Below are 12,484 nucleotides of genomic sequence, written 5' to 3'. Positions count from 1 at the left end.
CTCCCACATTGTTAAGCCGGTTTCTTCAGGAGGTTCTGTAGGGTTGCCGTGACGCCGTTGTCACGCAAGCTCACAAAACACCGCTCGAACGCTGCCACAAACTCAGGCGAGTTGGGAATAGCCGTGCCGAAAATCTCTTCAACGCCCAGCAAGCGCTTGCTGATCAGCGCGTCATCGCTCACCAGATCCTGGCAAAACTCGGCACGTGGATCCGGGATCTTGTAGCTCACGCGGTTCTCATCCACGCCCTTCAAATACAAGGCCCAGGCGGCGACCACCAGTGCAGCGCGTTCAGTCTCGCGGCCGTCCGCGATCAGACGATTGATGGTCGGCACGGTGAACTTGGGAAATTTCGACGAACCATCCGAGCACACGCGCTCCAACTGGTCGGCAATCGCTTGGTTGGAAAAACGGTCGACCAAGGTCTGTTTGTATTCGGTCAGGTCAATTCCCGGCACCGGCGCGAGGTTCGGCGTGACGTCCAGGTCCATATAGGCGCGCATATAGGCCGCAAACACCGGGTCGTTCATGGTCTCGTGCACAAACCGATAACCTTTGAGAAACCCCAGGTAAGTCAGGGCCAAATGACTGCCATTGAGCAGGCCGATCTTCATTTCTTCATAGGGCGTGACGTCATCGGTGAACTGCACGCCGACCTTTTCCCAGGCCGGGCGGCCGTTGACGAATTTGTCTTCCAGCACCCACTGCACAAAGGGCTCACACACCACCGGCCAGGCATCGTCGATGCCGTGCTCGTCGTGCAGTTGCAGGCGGTGGGCGGTGCTGGTCATCGGCGTGATGCGGTCGACCATGGCGTTCGGGAAGCTTACGTTGGCCTTGATCCAGTCGTGCAATTCGGCGTTGTGCAGGGCTGCGAAAGCCAGCAGCGCCTTGCGTGTGACGGCGCCGTTGTGGGGCAGGTTATCGCAGGACATTACAGTGAACGCGGGAATACCGGCGGCGCGGCGCTGGGTGAGGGCGGCGCAGATAAAGCCGAAGACGGTTTTGGGTGCGCTCGGGTGGGCCAAATCATGCTGGATCTGCGGCAGATGAGCCATGAACTCGCCGTTGCTGTCGTCGATGCAGTAGCCGCCTTCGGTGATGGTCAGGGAGACGATACGAATGGCCGGGTTGGCCAGTTTGTCGATCAACGCCTGGGCGCCGTCTTCGGCCAGCAGCATGTCGCTGATGGCACCGATCACACGCACTTCGGTGTCGTCGGTGTCGCCCAGTTCATACAGGGTGAAGAGAAAATCCTGACCCGCCAGGTCGTCGCGGGCCTTGCGGTCTTCGGCCCGCAGGCCGACGCCGCAGATGCTCCAGTCCAGACCTTCACCTGAGTTCATCAGCGCATCGGTGTAATACGCCTGATGCGCCCGGTGGAAACCGCCGACGCCGATATGGGCGATGCCCTGGCGGGTGTCGGCAATGGCGTAGGCCGGGATTTTCACCTGCCCAGCCAGTTGCGTGAGGTTCTGTTTATTCAGTTTCATAACGTAATACTCGCGAAATCAGGCGGCAGCGCGCAGTGGGCGGGCCACGGCCACGGCCACGCCGTCGGTGTCGAACAGGTGGCAGTGCGCCGGGTCCAGGTGCAGGTGCAGGGTTTCGCCATACTGGCTGGCCATGTCGCCGCGGATGCGCAGGGTCAACGGCTCGCCGTTGGCGGTGTTGACGTGGCAGAACGTGTCGCTGCCCAGGCGCTCGCCCACATCGGCGGTGACGGTCAGGGTGGTTTGGCCAGGCGCTGCGATTTCCAGGTGTTCCGGACGAATGCCCAGGGTGATCGCGCTGCCGACGTTCAAGGTCGGGCCACTGAGCGGCAGGGTGATCAAGGTGCCGGCGTCCAGTTGCACTTCGCAGGCCTGGGACTCGACGCGGGTGACCTTGCCCTTGAGAAAGCCCATCTTCGGCGTGCCGAGAAAGCCCGCCACAAACAGGTTGGCCGGCTGGTGATACAGCTCCAGCGGCGAGCCGACCTGCTCGATACGGCCGCTGTTCAGCACCACCACTTTGTCGGCCAGGGTCATGGCCTCGACCTGGTCGTGGGTCACGTAGATCATGGTCGCCTGCAGTTCTTTGTGCAGGCGCGCCAGTTCCAGGCGCATCTGTACGCGCAGGGCGGCGTCGAGGTTGGACAGCGGTTCATCGAACAGGAAAATCTTCGGGTTGCGCACAATCGCCCGGCCTATCGCCACGCGCTGGCGCTGGCCGCCCGACAGTTGCTTGGGCTTGCGCTCCAGCAGCGGGCCCAGTTCCAGGATGCGCGCCGCCTCGCTGACTTTGCTTTCGACCAGCTTCTTGTCAACGCCGGCCAGGTCCAGGGCAAACGACATATTCTTGCGCACGCTCATATGCGGGTACAGCGCGTACGTCTGGAACACCATCGCCAGGTCGCGCTTGGCCGGGGTCACTTCAGTGATGTCGCGACCGTCGAGTTCGATGGTGCCTGCGCTGACTTCTTCCAGGCCGGCGATCAGGCGCAGCAGGGTGGACTTACCGCAGCCCGACGGGCCGACGAAGACCACGAACTCCTTGTCGTTCACTTCCAGGTCGATGCCTTTGATGATCGAGAAACCTTCGAAGCCTTTTTGCAGATTCTTGATTTTCAGGTTGGCCATGATGGGCCCTCCGCTAGAAATTATTATTTAACGGCGCCGAAGGACAAACCGCGTACCAGCTGTTTCTGGCTGATCCAGCCAAAGATCAGGATCGGCGCACAGGCGAGGGTCGAGACGGCGGACAATTTGGCCCAGAACAAGCCTTCGGGGCTGGAGTAGGAGGCGATCAGCGCAGTCAACGGCGCGGCGTTCGATGAGGTCAGGTTCAGCGACCAGAACGCCTCGTTCCAGCACAGGATCAGCGACAGCAACACCGTGGAGGCCAGGCCGCCCTTGGCAATCGGCAGCAGCACGCGGACCATTTCCTGCCACAGGGTGGCGCCGTCCAGGCGGGCGGCTTCGAGGATGTCCTTGGGGATGTCTTTGAAGTAGGTGTAGACCATCCACACCACAATCGGCAGGTTGATCAGGGTGTAGATGATGATCAGCGCGATGCGCGTATCCAGCAGGCCAAAACTCTTGGCCAGCAGGTAGATCGGCATCAGCACGCCCACCGGCGGCAGCATTTTGGTGGACAGCATCCACAGCAGCGTGCCCTTGGTGCGCTGGGTTTCGTAGAACGCCATGGAGTAGGCAGCCGGCACCGAGATCAGTAGGCAAAGAGCGGTGGCGCTGAAGGAAATCAGCACCGAGTTCCAGGCATAGCTGAAGTAGTTGCTGCGCTCGTTGATGTGCAGGTAGTTCTCCAGCGTCGGCGTGAAGATGAACTGCGGCGGCGTGGCGAACGCGTCGATTTCGGTCTTGAAGCTGGTCAGCACCATCCAGAAGATCGGGAAGAAGATCAGGATCGCGATGGCCCAGGCCAATGTGCCGAGCAACAGGCTTTGCAGGCGGCGGGATTGTTGAAGCGTCATGGCGCGGCCCTCAAGGCTTGTCAGTCAGGTTTTTGCCGATCATCCGCACCAGGATGATCGCCGCGATATTGGCGATGACCACGGCAATCAAGCCGCCGGCCGACGCCATGCCCACGTCGAACTGCACCAGCGCCTGGTTGTAGATCAGGTAGGCGAGGTTGGTCGAGGCGTAGCCGGGGCCGCCGTTGGTGGTGGTGAAGATTTCGGCGAACACCGAGAGCAAAAAGATCGTTTCGATCATCACCACCACGGCAATCGGGCGGGCCAGGTGGGGCAGGGTCAGGTGCCAGAAGATCGCGATGGCGCCGGCACCGTCCAGGCGTGCGGCTTCCTTTTGTTCCTGGTCGAGGGACTGCATGGCGGTCATCAGCAACAGGATCGCGAACGGCAGCCATTGCCACGACACAATGATGATGATCGACAGCAACGGATAGTGCGCCAGCCAGTCCACCGGCTCGGCGCCGAACAGCTTCCATACGGCGGCAAGCACCCCCGACACCGGGTGGAAAATCAGGTTCTTCCAGATCAGCGCACCGACGGTGGGCATGATGAAGAACGGCGAAATCAGCAGCACCCGCACCAGGCCGCGACCGAAGAACTCACTGGCCTCCAGCAGGGCACTGATCAACACGCCGAACACCACGCTGATCAACAGCACGCTGCCCACCAGCAACAGGGTATTGGTGGCGCCGGGCAGGAAGCCCGAGTCCGTAATGAAGTAGGTGAAGTTCTCCAGGCCCACGAATTGGTTTTCGCCGGGGTAGAGCAGGTTGTAGCGGATCAGCGAAAAGTACAGGGTCATGCCCAGAGGCACGATCATCCACAGCAGCAGCAAGGCCACCGAGGGGCTGACGAGAAACCAGCCAGGGTTGGCCAGGCGGTTTTTGGCGGGTGTATTCATGGGGATCAAGACCAGTCAGGTACATGCAAACGCGGTCAGTGTGGGAGGGGGCTTGCCCCCGATAGCGGTGTATCAGTCACAAAATCATCAACTGGTAGATTGCTATCGGGGGCAAGCCCCCTCCCACATTTGACTGTGGTGAGGCTCAGGTTACTTGGGGTAACCGGCCCGCTTCATTTCACGCTCGGTGGTGGTCTGCGCCGCAGTCAACGCCGCATCCACCGTCTGCTGGCCGGTCAACGCACCGGAGAAGAACTTGCCGACCTGCGTGCCAATCGCCTGGAACTCGGGAATGGTCACCAACTGGATACCGATATACGGCACCGGCTTGAGCGTCGGTTTGGTCGGGTCCGCGACTTTCAGCGATTCCAGGGTCACCTTGGCGAACGGCGCGGCTTTCATGTACGCGTCGCTGTAGGTCGACTTGCGCGTACCTGGCGGTACGTTGGCCACGCCGTCGGTCTTGGCGACCAGTGCGCCATATTCCTTGGAGGTTGCCCAACTGGTGAACACTTTGGCGGCGTCCTTGGCCTTGGAGCTGGTCGGGATCGCCAGTGACCAGGAGTACAGCCAAGAAGTGCCTTTGTCGGTCTTCTCGTGTGGGGCGAAGGTGAAGCCAACGTTATCGGCCACCTTGCTCTGGGATTTGTCGGTGACAAACGAGCCGGCCACGCTGGCGTCGACCCAGATCGCACACTTGCCGCTGTTGAACAGCGCCAGGTTCTCGTTGAAACCGTTGCTGGACGCCCCCGGCGGGCCGGATTTTTTCATGTTGTCGACGTAGAAGTTCAGCGCGTCCTTCCACTCGGGGCCGTTGAATTCAGGCTGCCACTTCTCATCGAACCAGCGTGCGCCGTAGCCGTTGGCCAGGGTGGTGATCAGCGCCATGTTCTCGCCCCAACCGGCTTTGCCACGCAGGCACAGGCCGTATTGCTCTTTGGTTTTATCGGTGAGTTTGGCTGCGAATTCGCCGATCTGGGTCCAGGTCGGGTGTTCGGGCATGCTCAGCCCGGCGTCCTTGAACAGGTCGGTGCGGTAATAGGTGATCGAGCTTTCAGCGTAGAACGGCAAGGCGTACAGCGAGCCTTTGACGGACAAACCGTCACGCACCGAAGGGAACACGTCGTCGAGGTCGTAGGACGCCGGCAGATCCTTCATCGGCTCCAGCCAACCCTTGGCGCCCCAGAGTGCAGCTTCGTACATGCCGATGGTCAGCACGTCGAACTGTCCGCCTTGGGTGGCGATGTCGGTGGTCAGGCGTTGGCGCAGCACGTTTTCTTCGAGCACCACCCAGTTCAGCTTGATCTCCGGGTGCTCGGCCTCGAAGGTCTTCGAGAGCTTTTGCATGCGGATCATGTCGCTGTTGTTGACGGTGGCAATGGTCAGGGTCTGCGCGCCAAAGCTGACGGCGCTGAGGGTCATGCAGGTAGTCATGCAAGAACAGGCAAGCAGAGTTTTTGCTGTGAACTTCATCGCGCACTCCATTTCCGCGCCCAGGGGGCTACAGAAGGACAGTTATTGTTGTTGTGTCTTCCTACGGGGAGTCAGGAAGAGTGTGCGTTGATTACAGCCTTCAAACGGGGTTGTGACAAATCCTTGGGCGCACTTGAACTGATACTTTTTTGCACTGTAACGTAAGTCTGTTCACTGCAAGTCTGGGCAAAAGCGCTGCCCTCAGCAGCAGTCGCTTTTGCTCGTTATCTCAGTTGCCTATCTTATAAGAGGCTCTTCGGTTTTGTGGTAAACCCATTCACCCAGTCACTATCCATTGGACTTATGGGGCCAGTCCCCATCATTATTTGCATATTGTCGAGTTCCCATTGGCGCATGACTTCTACGAATTTCTGCGTGTACTCGCGGGCAGGGCAAGCGATGTCTGCCCACGGGTCGACAATCCATGCATCGGCCCACTCAGCGCCCGAGAAATTGATAGTTCTTGGCGGCTTTACACTAGGGCCGCCGACTACTGTAAAAGCGTGATCCACTGACGCCCTCCATCGGTACGCGCGGCCACCGCTTTTTTCAATGATGTCCTTGGACAGCAAGGCCATTTCGCCGCAGTTGCCGGCGCCCGTTTTCAAGATCAGGTCGGGATGGTTCGGTGCACCATGCTTCACTGTTTTGCGAATCCATCCAAGGGTCATTGCTGCTGCTTCTGTGCGTGCCTCGTCGGCTTTTGAGCGTATTTGATTGCTGGGCCCCAGCCCGGTGGCCTTCATGGAGCGATTCACGCTGTCTTTTGCCTGGCGGGCATAGAATTCGTTTTGCTTGGCAGGTGCCCACGTGGAAAACCCGTCGGGTTTGGGCAATGCGGTCACTTGATTTGGCCTCAATGCAATATTTGCCTTGAGCACCTTGGCTTGCTGCAACTGATAAACGACCTCACGTTGTTGTTCAGGGGTGAAGTTTTTACACCATTCCTTTAATTCATCGACTTCGTGTTTTGGGTATTTCAGGCGCTCCAGTTCGTCAAACGCAGTGTTGAGTTTGGGCAAGGCAATGAAATTGGCGTCAAACGGCACTTTGGTGACACCTTGGCGCAGTTTGAGTTTGTTCAGGTACTTGTCGACCAGTGGCAGCTCGCTAAACGTACATTTATTGAAGGTCAGTTCGTTGGGCGTGGGGGAACCCAGTTTGGCGTAGTAGAACTCGGCGGTATCAGCCTCTATTACCAGGACATTGTCGGCGCCGTCGTTGACGATTAGCCCCCGAACTTCACGTTTGTCGTTGCAGGCATCGCTGATCGCGTCCAGTTTGACCACGTGGGTTTCCTTTGCCAACTGGTCGTTGGGTTCTGCGCCGTAAAAGCCAAATTCCGGATCATGTTTGAGACTGCCGCTGATCTTTGATTTGTAAATGATGGGGTTGTTTTGAGGCGTGGGGATCAGTTGCGGGCCCATTTCACCGTCAACCATCTTGTATCGACGACGTTCGAAAATGACAAACTGATCCTTGCTCAGCGAGTCCAGTTCCGAGGGAAACAGGCGCTGGTGTTCAAGCGCTTGGAGTTCCTGGGCCAACTCCCCGGAAACCTCCGTGATGACTTTGGAAAAGCACGTGTCATTCGCCGCGCGCCGGACCCTTGCTGCCCCAGTGGCAGGCGCTGGGCAGACGGCCTCAAACCCTTCGAGCGGCTTGAAGTGGTCGGCAGACTCCAGGTCAGTCAGCACGCCAGGATTGCGCGCGTCATAACGATACACCTTGCCCTCATTGACCAGATCAAAGCCATGGGTGCGCGGCAGGGTGTAGGCGTCGGCAGCCAAGGGTCGTTGTGTTACCAACGCTTGAGTGCCGTCCGAAAACGTTTCTTGCCTCACGGCAGATGAGGTATCAGAGATGAAACCCTCCAGTGCCGGGCCGTAAGCCGCTTGCGTTTTAGCGTCGTAGGCGTACCAACTGCCGTCCTGATGCACCGCCGTGAGTTTGATCTGTGGCGTACTGCCGGAGCGAATCACAGCGCCATTGGCTTTGTCGGCCCCCATGGCAAGCTCATCGCCCAACTGTTCCCCAAGCGGGCTGCTCTGCATACGGCTGACAGCGCTGAGCGACTTCAGGGTGGTGGCGGTTGTCACATCCTTGAGCGCAATGTCTGCGCCTTCCTCGATACCAAACTTCTCGATGAACTTTGCCGAGGCCTTGGCGGCCGTCCAGGCCAATCCGGTTTTGGCCACTTTCCAGAGTTTGCCGGCGCCCTCTGTGGCGGCGTAAATCACGATGTCAATGGCCAGGTCTTTTACTGCTTCGGCATATTGGCCATGGTAGATGTCCACGATACTGGAACCGCCCGGCAAGAACCGTAAACCTTTCTGGAAGTAATCACTGGGCTCCAATCCATGTTCAACGGCGTTGCTCAACCCACGTTGTGAAGCTTTGAAAGACGCTTTATTCAGGTATATCGAGTCAACCAGCACCTCAGCCAGATGTTGTGTTCTTACGCTGTCGTAGTTGAGCGGCGTATGGGCTCCGCTCTCTTCATATAAGCGCCTCCTACCGTGATCTCGATTGGCTGGATCTACGAGAGCGTCTTGATCAATGCGCGTTAAAGTAGCCTCGGATTTGATTCCCGGCTGCGAGGATGTTTCGATGGTCAGCGTCTTGGTCTGGCCATTAATCACTGCCCGTTCAAGATCAGGGGCACGGACTATTTTTCCCTCTCCCGGATCAATCACAAACGCTCTTTGTTGCGGATAGTTGTTGACAATTAACGCGATGCCATCGTGGGCGCCTTTGACTTGAAAAATCCCCACATTTCCGTTGTTGATGCTTTTGCGATCCTCCAACGGCAGTTGGCTCAACATGTTCTTGAACAGAGAGATAGTGTGTGTTCTGCGCAGGGAGAAGTCGTCTTCGAACGCTTTGTCAAATTGCTCATTGATGTCAGGCAGCTCGGAAGCCTGAGCGCTCAAGGTATCGAAGTTGGGGCCGCGAGATTCCTCCCAGCGCCAACTTTCACCCAGTCGACCTGCTTCGTAAACATCGACAATGCTCGCTCGGATGCCGGAAAATATGCCCCCGGGCCCAAGCTTTTCGGTGAGGTACGGGCGTTCATAATTGATGTCGGTCCCCCATTTTTCCCTCAGTGCTTTAAGGGCCATTTTCCCTCTGTTTGGCGATTCAAAGGTCAGATAGTGTTTGGCTTCAGAGACGTCCTTGATGTGGCTTTTGAGCTTTTGCTGGCTGCTCGCGAGCTGTTCCAGGCTGTATTCGTCTTTGTCATTCCTCACGACATGGTTGTTCACGATGGCCCAATCCATGACCGGGTTCATCTGGGCGAAGGACTGCAGTTGGGCTTCACGTTCGTTGATGGGGGCGATCCGATGAAGTTTCATGACCTGCTGGAAGGTCATGTCCGCAGCCGCCCCGGGAGCGCTCAGTTCGATCCGATTGACGGCGGTGGTAAAGCTGACCCATTCGGGCGAGCCCATTGTTACGGTCGATGGCACATCGTTAACCAGCAGATAGGGCGCCGCCCCGCTCATCAACAGGCGCGCGGCGACTGGCGCAAGGTTTGCCGGGATTTTTTGTTTATCGGTCAAGTGTTGGGTGAACTGTTCACGAATCTTATCCGTGCCCAACCCCCAGTTATCCGACTGCATCAAGTCAAAGCCCGCAAGGCGATTGCGGGAGGTGCCGGCTGCTGGGTCAAGGTCCAGCACCAGGGCGGACAATAGCCATTGTTTAAGGCTGGTGACGGTTGCGACGCCTTTCATCTCGGTTTGCAGGTTGGTGGCGAGCTCAAGGGCGCCATTGCTGGAGAGAAGCCGGTCCAGTGCTCGGGACGGGCTGCTGTTATCGAGGTTGGGGACTTGAGTGCTCAGGTAGTCGAGGAGATGGGTGTTGGGACCTATCGTGGTTTTAACGACCGCGTTCATTTTGTCGCGTTGGGCAGGGCTCAGGGGCAGGTCGGTGGAGAGAAACCCCCAGCGGTTACCCAGGGCCGGCGCCTGCGGCAGCGGCGTTTGCAAGGCCTGTAACAGGTTATTGATCTGTGCGGCTGACTTCGCCTCGTACCAACCCTGATCCGCGAGAAACTTCTGTACGGTCGTCACGCCTTTGGGGCGGTGGGATGAATCTTGATCGACAATGAAACGGGTGTCGTCGTCGTTATCGATATTGCCGTTCTTGAGCTGGTTGATGAGTGCATACCGATCATTGCTATTGCCCAATGCGGTTTTTTGCTGGCTGAGCGAGCTCTCGATGCGCTCCGGGTGCCTGGGGCTATCGGGGAATCTCTTGGTGCGCTCCAGCAGTGACATGCTGCTTTCGAATGCCTGGGTGCCTGATTGCGCACTGATGCTGTAGAAATTGCACACCCATTCCAGCGGTGCGCTGCTGCTGGTGGTCTGAGCCAGGGTGATTGGCCTGTCGTTGGCGAATGTCCTGGCGGCGGTCAACACCGGTTCGAGGACGTCGAAATAGTCGGGGTATTTTGCTGCAAAGTCGGCGGCCGTAAAGCGTTGATCGACGCCACGGACTTTGCCTGTCAGCGCATCGCTTATTGGGTCATAGCGCAGTGAAGACAAATCCACCTGATGGGTTTTGGCCCATTCAGTGAAACCTGTCCCGTTGATGGCTTTGCTCAGGATACTGCGCCATTGGCCGAACAGGCTGTCAGCCGGGATCGGCCCGACCCTCTGTGGCGGCTCTTGGGTGGGGTTGGATTTCAGTTCGCGCATCGCGCGCAGCGTAGCGGCGGCCAGTGCGCTTTCGGCACTCGCCTCGATGTTTGCCTGGCGGTCTTCGAACGGTTCTGCGTCATTTATAGACTCGCCCGCCGCGTTCGCCAGCGTTTCGAGAGGGGATAAGGTGAGGGGCTGTTCAGCAAGCTGCAAGATGATGGCTTGCTGGGTTTTCTTCACGCTTCTGGAGTCGGCATCGTCCGCCTGCGGACGGGTCAGGGCCTTGAATCCGTCGTTGCGGGCTATCTCTGTGCTGCTGCGCAAGCAGGCAAGGTGTTGTTTGCGCTGTCGGTCAGCTTCCGGGGGCGAGAGCGGGAGGTATTCGTTGTAAAACCGCATGACCGAGTGAAGCGATTCAGGTGCGGTGGAAGGGAAATCAACCAGGCTGTTGGAGCCCCCCGCCCACTGTCGCACTGCATGCTGGACCTCAACCCATGCGTCATCCCAGCCTGAGAGGTCGTTGCGCAGGAAGGTGGTGTCCACACCATTGACTTTGGCGATCAAGGTACCTGTCACAGGGTCGATGCGCATGCTGGACCGGTCAACGTTGTTGTCTTGCACAAACGTTGTAACCGCAGCGCCGTTCAGCGCAGCCGCCAGATTTTTGCGGGCTTGGCCGAATGTCGAATATTCCGGGATTGCGGGCAGGTCAGGCCAGAAGCCCTGAATCAGTGCCGCGCTGCACTGGCGGGCGAGCTCACGGTCGGCCTCCTGGACTTTTGCCGCTGCGGTCCCAGAGGCGAACCGTTCAATACGTTGGTTTAGTGCGTGTGGGGGTAACTGTGCGAGCTGTTGTTTGGCCGCCCTTTGACGCTGCTTGATCGGTGCGTATTGAGTGGCGTAAAGGGGGTCGTCGCTGACGAGCGCAGGGAATGTCTCTTTGCTGAGCAGTTGTCGGGCCATGAAGAGTGTGTCGTCACTGCCGATGCGACCCAGTGCAACGCCGTAGAACGCAGCGACGTTGTAAGCCGATGCATGTTCACGGCCAAAGAACCTGATCTCGCCCCCGTCGGTTCCTGTCAGCTTCCTGGCTGCGGCCAACACGGTCGCTGAGGCCGCCGCCCAGTCGGCGTCTCGGAATTGCTTGTAGGAAATCGCCCGTCCATTTCTATGTTCGGTCAGCACGCCGCTGGGATCAACGGACACCTGGGAAATATCAATCTTCCTGGCTTCGGCAAAAGATTTGAACGGTTCAGCGTGCAGTGCATCTGCCAGTTCAGCCCAGGCCTGGCTGAACGTGGAGTCTGGCGTGATGGCGACCTTATCGTCATCGTCACCCCGGCGAATATCAGGGTCCAGGTACGAGAGTCGCAAGCGGATCAGTGCGTTGCCGACATTAATCGCCAACTGCCGGTCCGCATGGTCAACCAGCGCATCGGCGAATCGGCCAATCGAGGCCGAGCGCGGGTCTGGAGAAGAACCTGGGTTCTGCAGGTCCCGGCGTGATCGTGAGGGCACCTCGTGCGGGGTAAAGGGTTATCGAGAATGTCCTGAACCAGCTCGGCGTAGGTCTTTTGCGAATTGAGGGCGCTTGGCTGATTCAAAAGTTGCGCCGCCTCGTTGCGCAGTATCGGGTCCGTCAACGGATCGGCGCTGTTCTTTACGCGTTGATCAATCTGCTCGGCCAGGCTTGGCTGGTCTTTTGTTTGCGTCTGCCGGAGCAGGTACTCGATACGCTGCCAGGCAGGAGCGTCAGTGTGCTGGCTGTTGTGGCGTGAATGAAAAAATCCGATAACCCTGGCTGCTGCCGAGACGGCAGGCGTTGTGGTTGGGGCCTGTCCAACGGGGCGCAGTGAAGTGACAGGCGGGAGTGAAGTGTGAGTACTGATCATGCCAAAAAACCTATTGCCGGGTTATCAGGAAGGCGTCAGTCGCTCCATTGAGCGAGCAGACATGCCGTAGCTGAGTGGCAAAGGCTTTGTGACGGTT

At 58.4% G+C, this 12,484-nt stretch carries 7 protein-coding genes; all 7 read right to left on the bottom strand.

The features are described from left to right. Window positions 1–11: 11 nt before the first annotated feature. The 7 genes from AOA60_RS15620 to AOA60_RS33045 all read right to left on the bottom strand — a co-directional run bounded on the left by AOA60_RS15620 (window position 12) and on the right by AOA60_RS33045 (window position 12,387). Window positions 12–1,493, bottom strand: coding sequence for a mannitol dehydrogenase family protein (locus AOA60_RS15620; protein ID WP_099585190.1), 1,482 nt, complete (start codon window positions 1,491–1,493; stop codon window positions 12–14). Between the two features lie 18 nt (window positions 1,494–1,511). After that, the gene (locus tag AOA60_RS15615) at window positions 1,512–2,621 is read right to left on the bottom strand and encodes an ABC transporter ATP-binding protein (protein ID WP_099585189.1); all 1,110 of its coding nucleotides are present in this window, start codon (window positions 2,619–2,621) and stop codon (window positions 1,512–1,514) included. Window positions 2,622–2,644: 23 nt separating this feature from the next. Next, window positions 2,645–3,475, bottom strand: coding sequence for a carbohydrate ABC transporter permease (locus AOA60_RS15610; RefSeq protein ID WP_017848429.1), 831 nt, complete (start codon window positions 3,473–3,475; stop codon window positions 2,645–2,647). 10 nt (window positions 3,476–3,485) lie between these two features. After that, window positions 3,486–4,376 carry a carbohydrate ABC transporter permease gene (locus AOA60_RS15605; protein WP_099585188.1) on the bottom strand — a complete coding sequence of 297 codons (891 nt, stop codon included), beginning with the start codon at window positions 4,374–4,376 and terminating at the stop codon, window positions 3,486–3,488. Between the two features lie 150 nt (window positions 4,377–4,526). Further along, window positions 4,527–5,849, bottom strand: coding sequence for a sugar ABC transporter substrate-binding protein (locus AOA60_RS15600; RefSeq protein WP_099585187.1), 1,323 nt, complete (start codon window positions 5,847–5,849; stop codon window positions 4,527–4,529). Between the two features lie 242 nt (window positions 5,850–6,091). Continuing rightward, entirely contained in the window at window positions 6,092–11,902 is a 5,811-nt protein-coding gene (locus AOA60_RS15595; protein ID WP_256592838.1) for a hypothetical protein, read from the bottom strand. Continuing rightward, window positions 11,875–12,387: a hypothetical protein gene (locus tag AOA60_RS33045; RefSeq protein WP_178075365.1), complete on the bottom strand. Its 513-nt coding sequence runs from the start codon at window positions 12,385–12,387 to the stop codon at window positions 11,875–11,877. The genes AOA60_RS15595 and AOA60_RS33045 overlap by 28 nt, the downstream gene beginning before the upstream one ends. Window positions 12,388–12,484 lie beyond the last annotated feature (97 nt).

The organism is Pseudomonas sp. 2822-17, assembly GCF_002742485.1.
GTDB classification, from domain to species: domain Bacteria; phylum Pseudomonadota; class Gammaproteobacteria; order Pseudomonadales; family Pseudomonadaceae; genus Aquipseudomonas; species Aquipseudomonas cyclaminis.
This window is presented reverse-complemented; position numbering and strand designations above follow the sequence as displayed.